This is a genomic window from Rahnella sp. CFA14(1/10) (genome assembly GCF_004195095.1).
GTDB classification, from domain to species: Bacteria; Pseudomonadota; Gammaproteobacteria; order Enterobacterales; family Enterobacteriaceae; genus Rahnella; species Rahnella perminowiae.
Window position 1 is genome coordinate 56,368 of sequence record NZ_SEWS01000014.1, and the last position, 17,232, is coordinate 73,599.

The following is a 17,232-nucleotide window of genomic DNA, read 5'->3' on the forward strand; positions in this document are numbered from 1 at the left end:
AATAGGCGCTGTATATTTTTTTGACCGGACTGAGCAAGGGCGCTAACCGATGGGACAAGATCGATCTAAAATTCTGCTACTGGATAGTGGCAAGGAATGGGGAGGCGGTACTAACAGTATGTTAGAACTGCTGAAAAGAATCGATCGTGAAAAATTTGAAATCAGCTGTTGCTTTTATAACGATTATGCCCGGGACAACGGCGAAACTATCGGCCAGATTTTAAACTCACTGAATGTTCCGGTATTCTTTATTCCGCAGGTTAAACAACCTGCCTGGGCAAAAATCGTCAAAGAAGTATTAAGAACGCTGTTTTTCTTTAACAGTAACTTGCGTCAGAAAGCCATTTATTCCATCGACAAAATCTGGCGTATTAACCCCAACATCCGCAAAATTCACTCCCTGCTTGAACTCGGTCAGTTTGACATTCTGTATATGAATAATCAGCCCAGCTCGAATGTTGAAGGCTATTATTCTACTGCCGGTTTACCCACAGAAATCGTACAACATTGTCGTATTGAGCCGGTGCTCAGCCGGGAAATTGTGCGTATCGTTAACCAGTTCTGCCACAGCATTATCTCTGTTTCTCAGGGGGTGCAGGAACAACTGCTCAAACGCGGTGTACGCAAGGAGTTATGTTTTACCGTTTTTAATGGCATTGATATTCATCAGCCATTGCCTGACGGCAATAAAATCCGGGAAGAATTAGCGGCCGACAACGATACGTTCATCTTTGGCAGTATCGGTTCTCTGATTAACCGCAAAGCCCATCACTTCACGTTACTGGCGCTGGACAAATTTAACCGCGCATTTCCGGAAGCTAAATGGAAAATGGTGTTTGTGGGTGAAGGCCCGAACTTACGCCGCCTCATTCAGCAAGCTTCGGCTCTGAATATGATGGATAAAGTCATATTCACAGGCTTTCAGAGCAATGCGCTGGAATATCTGTCCGCGTTTGATACCTTTATTTTGGGTTCAAAAAGTGAGGGCCTGCCACGGGTCGTGTTGGAATCGATGCTGCTAAAAACACCTGTGATTGGATCGAATGTCACCGGAACGGCCGAACTGATTAAAAATGCAGAAACCGGCATGTTATTTGAGTATGGCGATATTGAAATGCTCTTTAACCATATGAAAACACTGTATCTCAATGCCCATCTGAGAAATGAAATCGCAGAGCAGGCAAACCTGATTGTTCGCGAAAAATTTGCAATTGAAAAATATGTCTCAGGCGTTGAAACCGTTTTAAGCAGTGTGAAAAAGAAACAAGGCTGAATATGTTCAAATTTCTAAATCCAAAATATCGTCACATACTTTCGCGCCATAATTTGCCGTATACCGATACCGTCACGCCAGACAAACCCAAAAACAGTGTTACGTCAGTAGTGATCCCTTCTGCAGGGGCCGACTATATTGAAGAGGCTTGTCTGTGTGCAGAATTTGCCGATAAATTCGCGACCGCATTACAGGAAATCGTGATTGTTACCGATCAGGATGCCAGCCATTTCCGCCCGTTGCCTGAGAAAGTCCGCATCGTCACGCTTAACCCTGAGACCAAATCCGGTGACTATCGTTATAAACAAATTTATCTCAGCCGCCTGATCAAACTGATGGCACCTTTGCAGGCCAAAACTGACGGTATTTTGATGATCGATTCCGATCTGAATTTACTCAAAATGCCTGAAATTCAGTTGCATGAAAATCACATTTACTCAAGTTTCCGCCAGGGAAAAATGATTGCCAAACTGGACGGTTGTGATCCTGAGATAATCCCGGCGTATTACAAAAACAGCGTGCGCCCTTATATTGTTGATCATGTCAACGGCGCTTTCTTAGCCGCCACCCGTAAAACCTGGGAGCGTTTGTGCCCGCTGTGGATTATGTTTTTCAGAGATACCTGGAACCTTCTGCCAGACAATCAGCCACCGACTGATCAGCTACCTCTGGCCGCCATGCTGGATACACTGGATATCAAAAGCGTCAATCTGGGCGACTGGATGAACTGGCCGGTATCGAAAAAAATTGGCGGTACGCCATCGGTTATCCCGAAAGAAGTGATTGGCGCTCATGGCGGCTTCCCGCTGACAGAATGGCAAAAATATCTGGCTTCACCGGATAATGAACTGTTATTCAAAGGGCAGGATTACACCCGTAAAGTACGTTATCTGACGGATGCCGAGAAAAAAACGGCCGATCCTGCGGCGTAACAACTGCGCCATTTTCAGCAAAAAGCCCGCTATTTCAGCGGGCTTTTTGCGTTCCCGGCGTACCGGATTACCAGTTGAGTATCACTTTGCCTGAATGCCCGGAGCGCATTGCATCAAACCCTTTCTGGAATTCATCAATAGGAAAATGGTGCGTAATGAGAGGGGTAAGATCTAATCCTGACTGAATCAGGGCGGCCATTTTGTACCAGGTTTCGAACATTTCCCTTCCGTAAATGCCTTTAATAAACAGCCCTTTGAAAATCACCTGATTCCAGTCGATCGCCATCTCAGTGGAGGGAATGCCCAGCATCGCAATCCGGCCTCCGTGATTCATGGCGTTGAGCATGCTGCGAAATGCGGACGGTGCACCTGACATCTCCAGTCCGACGTCAAACCCTTCCGTCATACCCAGTTCATCCATCACATTCTGCAAGCTTTGCTGACTGACGTTCACTGCACGCGTTACGCCCATTTTACGCGCCAGTTCCAGACGGTATTCGTTCATATCTGTAATGACAACATGGCGGGCACCAACGTGTTTACAAATCGCAGCGGCCATGATGCCAATCGGGCCGGCACCGCTGATCAGGACATCCTCACCGACCAGATCAAACGACAATGCGGTATGCACAGCATTCCCGAAGGGATCAAAAATCGCAGCCAGATCATCGGAAATATTGTCCGGGATTTTAAACGCATTAAAAGCAGGCAATACCAGATATTCCGCAAAAGCACCCGGACGGTTTACCCCGACGCCCTGCGCATTGCGGCACAAATGTGTGCGTCCTCCGCGACAATTACGGCAATGTCCGCAGGTAATATGCCCCTCACCCGACACCCGGTCGCCGATACTGAAACCTTTAACTTCCTGGCCGATACCCACCACTTCGCCGACATATTCGTGTCCGACAACCATCGGCACGGGAATCGTTTTTTGTGACCACTCATCCCAGTTGTAGATATGCACATCGGTGCCACATATGGCCGTTTTACGGATTTTGATCAGCAAATCGTTGTGCCCTAATTCAGGTACCGGCGCATCCGTCATCCAGATGCCTTCTTCTCGTTTGAGTTTTGCTAAGGCTTTCATCGACATTCCTCAGGCGATCACGCCAAGTTTTTTGCCAATACGGGTGAAGGCTTCAACGGCCTTTTCGATCTGTTCCGTGCTGTGCGCCGCTGACATTTGAGTACGAATGCGCGCCTGTCCCTGAGGCACCACCGGATAAAAGAAACCGGTGACGTAAATCCCCTCCTGCTGCAAAAGCGATGCAAATTCCTGAGCCAGACGGGCCTCGCCCAGCATCACCGGGATAATCGCGTGATCGGCACCCGCCAGCGTGAAACCAGCGGCGGTCATTTTTTCACGGAACAGTCTGGCGTTGCTGAGCAAACGTTCACGCAGGTCGTTGCCTTCTTCGAGCATGGAAAGCACTTTAAGCGAGGCGGAGACAATCGACGGTGCCAGAGAATTAGAAAAGAGGTAAGGCCGCGAACGCTGGCGCAGCCAGTCGATCACTTCCTGACGCGCTGCGGTATAGCCGCCGGAAGCACCGCCCAGCGCTTTGCCGAGCGTGCCGGTGATGATATCCACACGCCCCATCACATCACAATATTCGTGCGTTCCCCGCCCTTCGGCTCCGACAAAACCAACCGCATGAGAATCATCGACCATTACCAGCGCGTCAAATCGTTCAGCCAGGTCGCACACGCCTTTCAGATTAGCAATCACACCATCCATCGAAAATACACCGTCGGTTGCCACCAGAATATGGCGGGCACCGTCGTCTTTTGCCTGCTGCAAACGGGTTTCCAGTTCAGCCATATTGTTGTTGGCATACCGGTAACGCCTGGCTTTGCATAACCGGACGCCGTCGATTATTGAGGCGTGATTCAGCGCATCCGAAATGATGGCGTCTTCTTCACCCAGTAATGTTTCGAATAACCCGCCGTTGGCATCAAAACAGGAGGAATAGAGGATGGCATCATCCATACCGAGAAAGTCAGCCAGACGGTGTTCGAGCTCTTTGTGCGTATCTTGTGTACCACAGATAAAGCGGACCGAAGCCATGCCGAAACCGTGGCTGTCGAGACCAGCTTTTGCCGCGTCGATTAATGCAGGATGATTGGCCAGGCCAAGGTAGTTGTTAGCGCAAAAATTGATGACCGGATGGCCGCCAGCAACGGCGACTTCTGCCTGCTGGGGCGTGGTGAGAATGCGTTCTTCTTTAAACAGCCCTTCAACCCGAGCCTGATCCAGCTGATCTTCCAGCTGCCGATAAAACGAAACAGACATACAGTATTCTCCTGAAATGACTCATTCACGGAATACCTTACTAATCTGCATATGAAATAACGATGAAAGTGCTCACAATATCTTTGTTTTGCAGCATAGTTCACGCCTTACGCCCTGAAACATAAGAATCCCTGTTATAGGACACCTTCCCAATGTGAGCTTCATAATGAAGTGTTATGATATTACCCATTATACAGGCTGTGCATGGTGCGCAGTTCTTCAAATGATTAAAGGTGAATCCCATGATAATCGTCACTGGCGGCGCTGGTTTTATCGGCAGCAATATTATTAAATCGCTCAATGATATGGGATACCGCGATATTCTGGTGGTGGATAATCTGAAAGACGGCACCAAGTTCGTCAATCTGGTTGATCTGGATATTGCGGATTATTGCGACAAAGAAGATTTCATCGCCAGCATCGTCGCCGGCGACGATCTGGGTGATATCGACGCCATTTTCCATGAAGGCGCGTGCTCTTCCACGACCGAGTGGGACGGCAAATACATGATGGATAACAACTATCAGTACTCCAAAGATGTTCTGCATTATTGTCTGGATCGCAGTATTCCCTTCCTGTATGCCTCTTCCGCAGCAACCTATGGTAGTCAGAGCACCAGCTTTGTAGAAGATCGCCAATATGAGCAGCCGCTGAACGTCTACGGTTACTCTAAGTTCCTGTTTGACCAGTATGTACGCGAAATTCTGCCGCACGCTGAATCTCAAATCTGTGGTTTCCGCTATTTCAACGTTTACGGACCGCGTGAAGGCCATAAAGGCAGCATGGCGAGCGTAGCATTCCATCTGAATAATCAGATCAAAGCCGGGGAAAACCCAAAACTGTTCTCTGGCAGCGAAGGCTTCAAGCGCGATTTCATCTATGTAGGTGATGTGGCAGCCGTGAACCTGTGGTTCTGGCAAAACGGGGTTTCAGGCATTTTCAACTGCGGTACCGGCCGTTCGGAATCCTTCCAGGCTGTAGCAGACGCCGTTGTGGCGTACCACAATTCTGGCGATATCGAATACATTCCTTTCCCGGAAAAACTCAAGGGCCGCTACCAGTCTTTCACGCAGGCCGATATGACTGCCCTGCGTAACGCCGGTTATGACAAGCCCTTCAAAACAGTGGCTGAAGGTGTGACGGAATACATGAGCTGGCTTAACCGCACAGTTTAAGCCCTGCACCTTGAGGAATGGATTAACGGTATGAAAATACTGGTAATTGGGCCGTCATGGGTCGGTGACATGATGATGTCACAAAGTCTTTATCGCACCCTGAAAGCTGCGCACCCCGACGCTCAGATTGACGTGATGGCACCTGCATGGTGCCGTCCTTTACTTGATCGCATGCCGGAAGTGCATCAGGCGCTGGCAATGCCGCTGGGCCATGGAGCGCTGGAATTGGGCGAGCGTCGTCGTCTGGGTATTTCACTGCGCAATGAGAAATATCAGCGCGCATACGTTCTGCCTAACTCGTTTAAATCGGCGCTGATACCTTTCTTTGCCCGTATTCCTCAGCGCACCGGCTGGCGTGGCGAAATGCGTTATGGCCTGCTCAATGATTTGCGGGTACTGGATAAACCCGCATTCCCACTGATGGTTCAGCGTTATGCCGCACTGGGCTATGATGCCCGGCAAATCAAAACTGCCGCTGATCTTCCGCAACCTGTTCTGTGGCCGAAATTAGCGGTCAGCAACGCGGAAGTCACTGCGGTTAAAACCGCCTTCTCTGTGGATAATACCCGCCCGCTGATAGGTTTCTGCCCTGGCGCGGAATTTGGCCCGGCAAAACGCTGGCCTCATTATCACTACGCGGTGCTGGCTGAAAAGCTGATCAGCGAAGGCTATCAGGTGGTGCTGTTTGGTTCCGCAAAAGATAACGCTGCAGGTGAACAAATCCGCCTGGCGCTGACAGAAAACGCACAGCCTTTCTGCCTCAATCTGGCGGGGAAAACCTCCCTGGATCAGGCGGTCGTGATGATTGCCGCCTGTCATGCGGTGGTCAGTAATGATTCAGGTCTTATGCATGTTGCCGCTGCTCTGGATAAACCGCTGGTGGCACTTTACGGGCCCAGCAGCCCGGACTTTACGCCACCACTCAGTCATCAGGCAAAAGTTATACGTCTTATCACCGGCTACCATAAAGTCCGTAAAGGCAATGCGGAAGAAGGCTATCACCAAAGTTTAATTGATATTCAACCCGGGCAGGTTTACCAGGAACTCACCCAGTTGCTGAACGCAAGGAAGGAGCTTTAATGCGGGTTCTCATCGTCAAAACCTCGTCCATGGGCGACGTTCTGCATACTCTTCCGGCGTTAACGGATGCGATGCAGGCCATTCCTGGGATCCGCTTTGACTGGGTTGTGGAAGAAGGCTTTACCCAGATCCCCGGCTGGCATCCTGCCGTTGATCGCGTGATACCTGTCGCCATCCGCCGCTGGCGTAAAAACTGGTTCGGTTCTGAAACCCGGCATCAACGCTGCGATTTCAAACGCGAAGTTCAGTCTCAAACCTATGATGTCATCATCGATGCTCAGGGTCTGATGAAAAGTGCAGCACTGATCACCCGCGTCGCCAAAGGCGAAAAACACGGGCAAGATTGTAAAAGTGCCCGCGAGCCATTCGCCAGCTGGTTCTACAATCAACGCCATGAAATCGATAAAAAGCAGCATGCGGTAGAGCGTACCCGGGAGTTATTTGCGAAAAGCCTGGGTTATGAAAAGCCATCAGGCCAGGGGGATTACGCTATTGCGGCACGTTTCCTCTCCCATCTTCCTGCTGATACGCAGCCGTATCTGGTGTTTCTTCATGCCACCACCCGCGCAGATAAGCACTGGCCGGAAGAGCACTGGCGTGCGCTGATCAGCATGTTCGACGGGCAAAATATTTGCATCAAACTTCCATGGGGGGCAGACCATGAATATCAACGCGCATTGCGCCTGGCGGAAGGTTTTCCTTATGTCGAGGTGCTGCCTAAACTGAGCCTGGAAAAAGTTGCTGAGGTTTTAGCGGGGGCGAAAGCGGTCATTTCTGTTGATACCGGGCTGAGCCATCTGACCGCCGCGCTGGATCGTCCCAATATCACACTTTACGGACCGACCGATCCCGGCTTGATTGGCGGGTATGGAAAGAATCAGTTTATCCTCAAAGCCGATGACAACGCATTGAAAAACTTATCTGCAAAAAGCGTCTTTGAACGTCTGAGTGATCTGCTGGCGGCGAAAGAGGAAATGAACTGACCATGAGCTACGTGATTATTTTCATCTTGCTGTGGCCGTTCAAAATGCTGATGAAGCCTTTTCATCAGGGAAAGGGACGAAATCTGGTCATACAAACCGCCAAAATTGGTGACTTCGTCAATATTACGCCTTTACTAAAACACTTAAAAAAATCAGATGTTTTGCTCAGTAAAACGGTTATGCCTTTGGCTTCACATGATGCGACGATTGATTCTATTTATCTCATTGAAGATTATAAAAAATCTTTAGTCAGTAAAATTGGTCTCGCCTTTCACCTGCTTAACCGCTACGACAATGTTTATCTGCTGCAACCTAACAGCGTTAATGCTTTCTATGCCGCCTTCTGTAACGCCAGGCATAAAGCCTTTCTGATTGCTTATACCCGCAAGTGGTATCACGGGATTTTTTATCAGACGGCAGACGTTGTTCGTTTACACCAGAAAACTGATTTCACGCTGGAAAGTTACCTGAAGCTGGCAGATCCCAGCCTCAGCGCAGACAGTTATACTAAACATGCCACCCTTCCTTTGTGGGTGCCTGAAAAAATCTTGCCGGAGCTGGCTGAAAACAAGCAGATCAAAATAGGTATCAGCATTTCGGCAGGCAATAAAGCGAAAACAATTCCAACGGCAGTGTGGATCAAAATCCTTAACGCCCTGAAGGATATTCCTTGTCAGTTTTATATTTTTGGCCCGGAGAATGAGCAGAAATACCTTGACCAGTTGCTGGGAAAACTCAGTCACCGCGAAAATATCACTAGCCTGATCGGTAAGCTAAAATTGCATGAAGTCCCTCATGCCATTTCTCAGATGGATATGTATATCGCCTCAGACTCCGGCAATGTATATATCGCTGATGCCATGAAGATACCGGTGGTCTGTTTAGCGGGGCCTTGTGACTTAGCCGAACAACATCCGACCTATGCGCCGCTCATCCTGACACCAGAAGATAAGCAACTCGCGCCTGAATCGTTCATTTTCTCAGCACCTTATCAATTCAGGCACAGCGCTGAAGAACTCTTTTCCCTCAGTGATTCACAACTGGAGAAAATACGTTCATTTGTTATAAGCAAAACAAGTCAGGTACAAAACTATGTCTGACCATGAATACCTGAGCTACCTCGAGCATAAAGAAGAACTCGTAAACCATTTAGAGGATTCAGCCTTCCCTGTGGTTCATATCGCATTCGGAATAAATAATGCGTATGCCCGTGGTATGGGGATCACTGTCTTTTCTGTTCTGAAAAACAATCCTGACTTAGCGTTTCATATTCATATATTTGGCAGTGCGCTCGATGACAAATCAAAAGATCGGCTGCTCGAGCTGGCAGTAAATCAACCGCTGGCCATAACCTGTTACGTATTCAAAGAGTCTGCGTTCACGGATTTGCCGCTGATGGGCCGCTACCCGCAGGCTATTTATTACCGTTTGTTTACTCCTTATATCCTTTCTGATGTCACCTCAAAATTACTCTATCTTGACGCGGACACATTATGTTTAGGCAGTTATAAGGAGCTGAACGAGATGGATATCAGCGCCTGTACACTGGCGGCTGTCAATGATACGCGGCGGGCCAGAAATAAACTTTGTTCACAGTTAAGCCTGACAAAGGGTAACTACTTTAACTCAGGATTTTTATACATCAACATCCCTCAGTGGATCGAAAAAAATACCACTGAGCGGATCATCCAGGCGCTTTCCCGTCAGGGAAATGAATTTAAATTCCCTGATCAGGATGCACTTAATATTGTCCTTGAACATGAAGTTTTGCTACTTCCTAAAAAGTACAATTTCGTGTGTGATATTATTTTAAATAAAGTAGGGAACAAAGTTGATATTCCTAAAGATACCATCCTGATTCATTACACAGGTAAATGTAAACCCTGGCATCTTTGGGGAATGGGAGAACTGGCTGATGTTTATGATCACTATTATGCTCAATCTCCATGGCAAGCAGTTCCACATGACGTGCCTGTTTCCTACAAAGAAATGAAACGTTATGCGCAAGCGCTCTGGTATAAGGGTCGCTACCTGACCAGTTTGTGCTGGATGTCCAAGTATATGAACAAGAAGATTTTCAGGAAAAGTCCTTTATGATCAACGTGCTAATTGATAATATAAAGAAATCGTCTCTGGACGATAAACTGGCATCAGTATTTTTTTTATTTATTACTATCTCTATTTCTTTCTTTATGTATTCCGGTGAAATTACCCGTAATTTCTTTTATATCGTCACCTATATTTCAGTCATATACTTTATCTATATTACTCTACGGGTTGAAAAGAAAATTCACTTCTATCCTGTAGCCTGCATAATTCTGCTCCTGGGTATCAGCAAGTTACTTTGGGTTATGCTGACCGTCAACCATCAGTATCCGCTTATTGCATACCATTACCAAATCAGTGGCAAACGACTCATACTGGCATCATTCATCCTTTATGCCATTGAGCATAATATTCATAAATGGAAAATCCCCACACTGACAGTACGCACGGGCATTTCCATTATGACGCTTCTGTTTTTAATCATATCAGCAACGCGCATCGCTTATTATTTAAAAACAGGCGACCGTATTCAAATAAACTCTGATGCCCCGACATCCGGTGCCTATACATTCACGATTTTTTCCTTACTGGTCATGTACAGCCTGAAATATCATGCTTTAAAACATTACCGATTCATTTGCCTGATTGTAATGACCATGACATTTGCTGTACTTGCGGCCACCGAAACTCGTTCAGCAATGCTACTTTTTACGCTCATTAGTGCAGGCAGCGTCATTTACGACTTTGTCAAAAGTTCCCATACTTCTAAAATGATATACGGTTTTGGCATCACCGCTTTGATTATTGCCGCCGTTCTCTCAGGCCATCCTTATTACAATAAGGTACTCACCCGCCTCGACAACCTTCAGAACGAGGTCGCCTCATATCATGAAGGCAACCGCAATACTTCAGTCGGCGCGCGTTTCTCAATGTGGCGCGCCGGATTGAATGTTTTCGAACAACACCCGTTTGGTCAGTCTGCTGACAGCCGCAATGCACTGGCGACAACGTTCATCGATCAGCATGAAGGCGGCAATCCGGAAGCGTTACGTAATCTGCAGTTCCATCTGCATAATGACATTATCGATACCTTGTCATTACAGGGAATTTTCGGCGCATTGATTATGGTACTTTTCTTCGCTGTATTATTGCTCTATCCCTTCAGACTGATACCCAAAGGTTACGAATTTTTATTGCTGTCGGTTCCGGTAATTTACTTCAGTCAGGGCGATACCCAGTTTTATAATCGCGAATCACCGTATTTTATTGTGCTGGTCTTCGCCTATCTGTTGATGCTGAGAATGAGGACGCGGCCCTCTTTAGAAAAACAATGATTTTTCCGGGCTGTGAGCTCGCACCGGCCCGGTTGTTTGCCATCTTTATCAGTGGAAAATCTGTGATATGCCTTTAACAACGACATCGGACAACATTAAGCTCAGCGCGATTATTCCCCTGTATAACGCCGGGGAGATGTTCCGAAACTTTATGGATTCGCTCGTCGCCCAGACGCTGGAAAACCTCGAAGTCATCATCGTTAATGATGGCTCGACAGATGGTTCCGAGCGCGTTGCGCAAGAATACGCCAGCAAATACCCGCATATTCGCGTCATTCATCAGGCTAACGGCGGTGTTTCACGTGCGCGCAATGCTGGCCTGGATGTCGCCAAAGGTCAGTATGTCACTTTTCCGGATGCCGATGACATACTCTATCCGGACATGTATAAAACGCTGATTGAGCTGTGTGAACAAGATGATCTGGATGTCGCACAATGCAATGGTGAACGTTATTTTGTCAGCTCAGAAAAAGTTAAACCCATCATCCCCACCGATCGTTTAACGTCGACAGCCGTTCTGGATGGCCCGGACTGGCTTAAAATGGCGCTGGCAACAAACCGTTATTTGCACGTTGTATGGCTTGGAGTCTACCGTCTCCAGCTCATTAAAAAGCATAATCTGTATTTTGAACCGGGCCTGCATCATCAGGATATTCCCTGGACAACCGAATTAATGTTCAACGCACGCCGCGTGAAATATACCCAAAAGGTTCTTTATCGCTATTACATTCACGGCCAGTCAATCAGTAACCAAAAAAGAACTGGAATGAAAAACGTTGAATATCAAAGGCATTATCTAAAAATAGCCAAAATGCTTGATGCGTTAAATGAGCGATATAAAGACCAGGTAAAGATCTATGCGGAGTTTCCAAGACAGGTCACCCGTGAAGCCCTGACGGTCTGCCATTCTGTCCGCCGTGAGCCTGATCAGGCCGCCCGGAAAGCCATGATCGACGATATTTACACCTCCGGCACACGCAAAATAATGCTGCGTAACGCGCGCGGACTTAAACAATGGTGGCAACTGTTATTGTGGCTGTATCGCCTCCATAACCTGCGTAAAAAACTCGGTTAATCTGTTTCAGAAAGAGACGATTCCATTATGTCTTTAAGTGGAATCTAACTATTTCTTAAATGAAGTTATTTATCTTTCTATATCAGGAGGATAAATAACTTCACACCATACGATTCTTCACCTAAAATCAATTCACTATATTCTACTATCAGATAATAGAATGCCTAATTCAGAAGCCAAATACGCAGCATTCAGACCCCAAAGAATTCTTCTGGTGAAACTCCGTCATCATGGAGATATGGTGCTGACCACGCCGGTGATAAACAGGCTACGTGAGCATTATCCCGATGCTGAAATTGATGTGCTTCTGTATAAAGAAACCCGCCCTATTCTTAGTGAACACCCGGCCCTTTCCTATATCCATGTGATTGATAGAACATGGAAAAAACAAGGTGTCCGCTATCAGTTACAGCAAGAATATCAGCTACTCAAAGCGGTACGCGAACGACATTATGACCTGGTGATTAATCTGGCCGATCAGTGGCGTAGCGCGCTGATTTCCCGCTTCAGCGGTGCGAAAGTTCGTTTAGGATTCGACTATAAAAAACGACGTTCTGCTTTCTGGCGGGCAGGTCATACACAATTAGTGACCACCGAAAATCACAGCCTCCTGCATACTGTCGAACAGAATATGTCGATTTTGTCCCCTCTTGGCATCTCCACCGATAATGCGGTGACATCAATGCATTATTCAGAAAGTGACAAGTCTTTCTGTCAGCAATTACTTCTGAAAAACCAGGTAAGCGGCGAATATATTGTGATTCAGCCGACGTCACGCTGGACGTTCAAATGCTGGGATGATGACAAATTCGCCAATGTGATTGATGGACTCGCTGAAACCGGCCTGACGATTGTAATGACCTCCGGTCCGGATAAGAAAGAGCTGAATATGGTGCGCAAAATTCAGGATCTCACCCACAATCCGCAGGTTATCTCTGTTGCCGGGCAGCTATCACTGACACAGCTTGCGGCAATGATTGATGGTGCAAAACTCTTTATCGGGGTGGATTCTGCGCCGATGCATATGGCTGCCGCGCTTAATACACCTTGTGTGGCCTTATTTGGCCCGACGAAAATGCAGCACTGGCGTCCATGGGGCAATAACAATACCACTATCTGGGCCGGGGACTACGCGCCGCTGCCCGCACCCGATTCTATCGATACAAAAACTCAACAACGTTATCTGCATGCAATCCCTGTCAGCGATGTGATTGATGCCGCCAGGAGTTACCTGCATGACTAATGCTGCCAGTGAGAAAAACATTCGTTTAGCAATTGTCAGACAAAAATATCGCCCTGATGGCGGCGCGGAACGTTTTATCTCACGCGCTCTTGAAGCACTGGATGATCAAAATATTGATCTGAATATTATTACCCGCCAGTGGGAAGGCAAACCCAATCCGAAATGGAAAATTCACCTGTGCAATCCGGCAAAATATGGCCGGGTTTCACGTGAGAAAGGTTTTGCCGCCGCAGCACAACAATGTTGGGAACGGGAACAGTTCGACATTGTGCAAAGCCACGAGCGCATTCCAGGTTGCGATATTTTCCGCGCGGGCGATGGTGCACACCGTGTCTGGCTGGAACAAAGGGCGCGCGTTATTTCACCTCTCCAGCGTTTTCTCACACAAATCAGTTCATATCACCGGTATGTACTGCAGGCTGAGGAAGCCATGTTCCACTCTCCGGCGTTGAAAAAAATCATCTGTAATTCTGAGATGGTAAAACGCGATATCATCCGCTGTTACGGGGTGGAGGAAAGTCGTTTTGAGGTGATCTATAACGCCATTGATTCCCAAAAATTCGTACCGGCGACCCTTGCACAACGGCTTGCTTCACGTGAAATGCTTGCCATTCCTGCGCAGGCCGTGGCACTGATTTACGTAGGTTCTGGTTTTGAACGCAAAGGGTTGAAGCCCGCCATTGAAGCAATTGCTTCCGGCGATCGTTACCTGATTATTGTCGGACAAGATAAAGACCAGAAAAAATACGCATCGCTGGCTCAGCAAACAGGCTGCGCCGACCGGATCCGCTTTGTCGGGGTACAAAACAATGTCCTGCCTTATTACCACGCAGCCGATGGCATGATCCTGCCGACATTATATGACCCGTTCCCGAACGTTATTCTTGAAGCCATGGCCTGCGGATTGCCCGTCATCACCAGTGAAACTTGTGGGGGGGCAGAATTTATCAGGCAGGGGCGCGAGGGCTTTGTTTGCGATGCACTGGATGTGGCAAGCCTAAGCGAATATGTGAATAAAATTCCTTCCCGTCAGGAAAATGACGAGATGGGAAATGCGGCAAGAGAACGGATTTTACCTTACACTCCGAAAAACCTTTCACAGCAGTTAGTTACGCTTTATCACTCGTTACTGGTCTGAGGACGCAGGCGCTGACATGATGAGTCGATCACACTTATCTGATACCATGTGCCCATCTATCCGCCGGGACTATTTTCGCTTTATGAAATTAACTTTCCCTTATGCAACGCCTGATAAAAGATGAATATTTTTTATAATATAATCATATATTTAATTCAGCCATTGATTTGGATCCGTTTACTTTTGCGCAGCCGCAAGTCCCCGGCCTATCGTAAACGCTGGGCTGAACGTTATGGCTTCTGCAAGGGAAAGGTTGTCTCCGGTGGCATCATGCTGCATTCCGTTTCCGTCGGAGAGACGCTGGCCGCGATCCCTTTAGTCCGCGCATTGCGTCATCGTTATCCTTCCTTGCCGATTACCGTCACCACCATGACACCGACCGGCTCAGAGCGCGTTCAGTCCGCTTTTGGTAAGGGGGTGCACCACGTTTATCTGCCTTATGATCTGGCGGGTTCGGTAAATCGTTTCCTGGATGAGGTGAACCCAAAGCTTGTCATCATCATGGAAACCGAGCTTTGGCCGAACCTTATCAGCGCACTGCATCGTCGCCAGATTCCGCTGGTGATAGCCAATGCCCGCCTCTCTGACCGCTCGGCAAAGGGATATCAGAAGCTAGGCAAATTCATTCGTACCATTTTGCAACGCATCACCCTGATCGCGGCGCAGAATCAGGAAGATGGTGAACGCTTTCTGTCCTTAGGGTTAAAACGCAACCAGCTTGCGGTGACGGGTAGCCTGAAATTCGACATCTCGGTTACGCCGGAACTGGCAGCAAAAGCCATTGCACTGCGCAGCCAATGGGCGTCACGCCGTCAGGTGTGGATCGCCACCAGCACGCATGAAGGGGAAGAAACCTTGCTGCTGGAAGCGCACAAAGAATTACTGAAAGCACATCCGACCTTGCTGCTTATTTTGGTTCCACGCCATCCTGAACGTTTTCCGGTTGCTTGTGAGCTGACGCGCAAAGCCGGTCTTTCTTTTATCCAGCGTAGCTCAGGTGAAGTCCCTTCATCAGCCACCCAGGTGGTGATCGGCGATACGATGGGTGAATTAATGTTGCTGTATGGCATTGCTGATCTGGCTTTTGTCGGCGGCAGCCTGGTCGATCGCGGAGGCCATAATCCGCTGGAGGCGGCAGCCCATGCCATTCCGGTACTCATGGGGCCGCATACCTTCAATTTCAAAGATATCTGCGCCAAGCTGGCCCAGGACGACGGTCTGATCACAGTCACTGATACCGCATCACTGGTGAAAGAAATTTCTACACTGCTGACCGATGAAGATTATCGCTTGTATTACGGTCGCCACGCCGTTGAAGTTCTGCATCAAAATCAGGGAGCCTTACAGCGCCTGCTGCATTTACTGGAGCCTTATCTGCCTGTCCGGAGTCATTAATGACTGATAAAAAACGTTTATCCGTCGTACTGATTGCCCGTAATGAAGGGGATTTATTGCCGGCATGCCTTGAGTCAGTGACCTGGGCAGATGAAATAATTCTGCTCGATTCCGGCAGCAACGATGCGACACAGGATATTGCCCGCAGCTTCGGCGCCAAAGTATTCCTTAACACTGACTGGCCGGGGTTTGGCAAACAGCGACAGCTGGCGCAAAGCCATGCTACAGGCGACTATATTTTGATGATAGATGCCGACGAGCGTGTATCCTCTCCGTTGCGTCAGTCGATTGAAAATGTGCTGAATTGCCCGCAGGAAAATACCGTTTACAGCCTCGGACGCAGTAACCTGTTCCTCGGGAAATTCATGCGTCACAGTGGCTGGTATCCTGATCGTGTCAACCGTTTGTATCCTTCAACGTTCAGCTATAACGACGATCGGGTACATGAATCACTGAACACAGGGAATGCCACTGTCGTTCCGTTGCAAGGCGACCTGTTGCACCTCACCTGTCGCGACCTTTTCAGTTTCCAGCGAAAACAACTCAGCTATGCGCAGGCATGGGCAGAGCAACGCCATCAGCAAGGCCGCCGTTGCAGCTTCTTCTCGATTATTTCCCATACGCTGGGCGCATTCGTCAAAACCTGGATCCTGCGGGCCGGTTTTCTGGACGGAAAGCAGGGGTTGATCCTGGCGGGCGTCAATGCACAATATACTTTCAATAAATATGCCGCCCTGTGGGCGCTCAGCCACCAACTGCAAAAGTGAGCCGTTATGAGCACTAAGGCAATTTATCCCGGTACTTTCGACCCGATGACCAACGGGCATCTCGATATCGTCACCCGTGCGGCGCAGATGTTCGACCATGTCATTCTTGCAATTGCAGCCAGCCCAAGCAAAAAACCGATGTTCACGCTGGATGAACGCGTGGCGCTGGCAACTCAGGTTACATCCCATCTGGATAACGTTGATGTCATTGGTTTCAGCGATTTGATGGCAAATTTTGCCAGAGCTCAGGGCGCAAACGTGCTGGTACGCGGATTACGTGCGGTGTCTGATTTTGAATATGAGATGCAACTGGCGAACATGAACCGGCATTTGCTGCCCACGCTGGAAAGCGTGTTCATGATGCCGTCAAAAGAATGGTCGTTTATTTCTTCATCTCTGGTCAAAGAAGTCGCCCGCCACGGTGGAGATATTGCGCCTTTCCTGCCGCAAATCATCACACAGGCACTGATGGAAAAAATCAGCGCCTGAATCAGG

16 protein-coding genes are annotated in these 17,232 nt (G+C 48.3%); 14 read left to right on the top strand and 2 right to left on the bottom strand.

Features of this window, described 5'->3' with window-relative positions:
• The first annotated feature begins 49 nt into the window (after positions 1-49).
• Positions 50-1,273, top strand: coding sequence for a glycosyltransferase (locus EVX52_RS22905; protein WP_129955286.1), 1,224 nt, complete (start codon positions 50-52; stop codon positions 1,271-1,273).
• 2 nt (positions 1,274-1,275) lie between these two features.
• On the top strand, positions 1,276-2,205 hold the full coding sequence (locus EVX52_RS22910; protein ID WP_129992187.1) for a hypothetical protein: 930 nt from the start codon (positions 1,276-1,278) through the stop codon (positions 2,203-2,205).
• A 67-nt stretch (positions 2,206-2,272) separates the two neighbouring features.
• On the opposite strand, the gene tdh is transcribed toward EVX52_RS22910, so the two are convergent.
• Together tdh and kbl are read right to left on the bottom strand one after the other, a co-directional pair.
• Positions 2,273-3,295 (bottom strand): L-threonine 3-dehydrogenase, encoded by a 1,023-nt coding sequence (gene tdh, locus EVX52_RS22915; RefSeq protein ID WP_129955284.1) that lies wholly within the window; start codon positions 3,293-3,295, stop codon positions 2,273-2,275.
• Positions 3,296-3,304: 9 nt separating this feature from the next.
• Positions 3,305-4,501 (bottom strand): glycine C-acetyltransferase, encoded by a 1,197-nt coding sequence (gene kbl, locus EVX52_RS22920; RefSeq protein ID WP_129955283.1) that lies wholly within the window; start codon positions 4,499-4,501, stop codon positions 3,305-3,307.
• A 242-nt stretch (positions 4,502-4,743) separates the two neighbouring features.
• On the opposite strand from kbl, the gene rfaD reads away from it, so the two are divergent.
• From rfaD to coaD, 12 genes are all read left to right on the top strand, one after another.
• The gene (gene rfaD, locus EVX52_RS22925; RefSeq protein ID WP_129955282.1) at positions 4,744-5,676 is read left to right on the top strand and encodes an ADP-glyceromanno-heptose 6-epimerase; all 933 of its coding nucleotides are present in this window, start codon (positions 4,744-4,746) and stop codon (positions 5,674-5,676) included.
• Positions 5,677-5,706: 30 nt separating this feature from the next.
• On the top strand, positions 5,707-6,756 hold the full coding sequence (gene rfaF / locus EVX52_RS22930) for an ADP-heptose--LPS heptosyltransferase RfaF (RefSeq protein WP_129992188.1): 1,050 nt from the start codon (positions 5,707-5,709) through the stop codon (positions 6,754-6,756).
• Positions 6,756-7,739, top strand: coding sequence for a lipopolysaccharide heptosyltransferase RfaC (gene rfaC / locus EVX52_RS22935; protein WP_129955280.1), 984 nt, complete (start codon positions 6,756-6,758; stop codon positions 7,737-7,739). The genes rfaF and rfaC overlap by 1 nt, the downstream gene beginning before the upstream one ends.
• 2 nt (positions 7,740-7,741) lie before the next feature.
• On the top strand, positions 7,742-8,839 hold the full coding sequence (locus EVX52_RS22940; protein ID WP_129992189.1) for a glycosyltransferase family 9 protein: 1,098 nt from the start codon (positions 7,742-7,744) through the stop codon (positions 8,837-8,839).
• Positions 8,832-9,836, top strand: a complete 1,005-nt coding sequence (locus EVX52_RS22945; RefSeq protein ID WP_129955278.1) for a glycosyltransferase family 8 protein — start codon at positions 8,832-8,834, stop codon at positions 9,834-9,836. The genes EVX52_RS22940 and EVX52_RS22945 overlap by 8 nt, the downstream gene beginning before the upstream one ends.
• The gene (locus EVX52_RS22950) at positions 9,833-11,119 is read left to right on the top strand and encodes an O-antigen ligase (RefSeq protein WP_129955277.1); all 1,287 of its coding nucleotides are present in this window, start codon (positions 9,833-9,835) and stop codon (positions 11,117-11,119) included. Before EVX52_RS22945 ends, EVX52_RS22950 begins: the two co-directional genes overlap by 4 nt.
• A gap of 67 nt (positions 11,120-11,186) precedes the next feature.
• Positions 11,187-12,194: a glycosyltransferase gene (locus EVX52_RS22955; RefSeq protein ID WP_129992190.1), complete on the top strand. Its 1,008-nt coding sequence runs from the start codon at positions 11,187-11,189 to the stop codon at positions 12,192-12,194.
• 160 nt (positions 12,195-12,354) lie between these two features.
• Positions 12,355-13,437, top strand: coding sequence for a putative lipopolysaccharide heptosyltransferase III (rfaQ, locus tag EVX52_RS22960; protein WP_129955275.1), 1,083 nt, complete (start codon positions 12,355-12,357; stop codon positions 13,435-13,437).
• Complete coding sequence (locus EVX52_RS22965; protein WP_129955274.1) at positions 13,430-14,575, top strand: glycosyltransferase family 4 protein; 1,146 nt, start codon at positions 13,430-13,432, stop codon at positions 14,573-14,575. Before rfaQ ends, EVX52_RS22965 begins: the two co-directional genes overlap by 8 nt.
• Positions 14,576-14,695: 120 nt before the next feature.
• On the top strand, positions 14,696-15,970 hold the full coding sequence (gene waaA / locus EVX52_RS22970) for a lipid IV(A) 3-deoxy-D-manno-octulosonic acid transferase (RefSeq protein ID WP_129955273.1): 1,275 nt from the start codon (positions 14,696-14,698) through the stop codon (positions 15,968-15,970).
• Positions 15,970-16,737, top strand: coding sequence for a glycosyltransferase family 2 protein (locus tag EVX52_RS22975; protein ID WP_129955272.1), 768 nt, complete (start codon positions 15,970-15,972; stop codon positions 16,735-16,737). Before waaA ends, EVX52_RS22975 begins: the two co-directional genes overlap by 1 nt.
• Positions 16,738-16,743: 6 nt before the next feature.
• Positions 16,744-17,226: a pantetheine-phosphate adenylyltransferase gene (coaD, locus tag EVX52_RS22980; protein WP_129955271.1), complete on the top strand. Its 483-nt coding sequence runs from the start codon at positions 16,744-16,746 to the stop codon at positions 17,224-17,226.
• The last annotated feature ends 6 nt before the right edge of the window (positions 17,227-17,232 follow it).

Excerpts from the sequence above, each read along its gene's own strand:
- EVX52_RS22965 (WP_129955274.1), top strand. The coding sequence starts at position 13,430 with ATGACTAATGCTGCCAGTGAGAAAAACATTCGTTTAGCAATTGTCAGA.
- waaA (WP_129955273.1), top strand. The coding sequence starts at position 14,696 with ATGAATATTTTTTATAATATAATCATATATTTAATTCAGCCATTGATT.
- EVX52_RS22950 (WP_129955277.1), top strand. The coding sequence starts at position 9,833 with ATGATCAACGTGCTAATTGATAATATAAAGAAATCGTCTCTGGACGAT.
- rfaC (WP_129955280.1), top strand. The coding sequence starts at position 6,756 with ATGCGGGTTCTCATCGTCAAAACCTCGTCCATGGGCGACGTTCTGCAT.
- rfaQ (WP_129955275.1), top strand. The coding sequence starts at position 12,355 with ATGCCTAATTCAGAAGCCAAATACGCAGCATTCAGACCCCAAAGAATT.
- EVX52_RS22910 (WP_129992187.1), top strand. The coding sequence starts at position 1,276 with ATGTTCAAATTTCTAAATCCAAAATATCGTCACATACTTTCGCGCCAT.
- EVX52_RS22955 (WP_129992190.1), top strand. The coding sequence starts at position 11,187 with ATGCCTTTAACAACGACATCGGACAACATTAAGCTCAGCGCGATTATT.
- rfaD (WP_129955282.1), top strand. The coding sequence starts at position 4,744 with ATGATAATCGTCACTGGCGGCGCTGGTTTTATCGGCAGCAATATTATT.
- coaD (WP_129955271.1), top strand. The coding sequence starts at position 16,744 with ATGAGCACTAAGGCAATTTATCCCGGTACTTTCGACCCGATGACCAAC.
- tdh (WP_129955284.1), bottom strand. The coding sequence starts at position 3,295 with ATGAAAGCCTTAGCAAAACTCAAACGAGAAGAAGGCATCTGGATGACG.
- EVX52_RS22940 (WP_129992189.1), top strand. The coding sequence starts at position 7,742 with ATGAGCTACGTGATTATTTTCATCTTGCTGTGGCCGTTCAAAATGCTG.
- kbl (WP_129955283.1), bottom strand. The coding sequence starts at position 4,501 with ATGTCTGTTTCGTTTTATCGGCAGCTGGAAGATCAGCTGGATCAGGCT.
- EVX52_RS22905 (WP_129955286.1), top strand. The coding sequence starts at position 50 with ATGGGACAAGATCGATCTAAAATTCTGCTACTGGATAGTGGCAAGGAA.
- EVX52_RS22975 (WP_129955272.1), top strand. The coding sequence starts at position 15,970 with ATGACTGATAAAAAACGTTTATCCGTCGTACTGATTGCCCGTAATGAA.
- rfaF (WP_129992188.1), top strand. The coding sequence starts at position 5,707 with ATGAAAATACTGGTAATTGGGCCGTCATGGGTCGGTGACATGATGATG.
- EVX52_RS22945 (WP_129955278.1), top strand. The coding sequence starts at position 8,832 with ATGTCTGACCATGAATACCTGAGCTACCTCGAGCATAAAGAAGAACTC.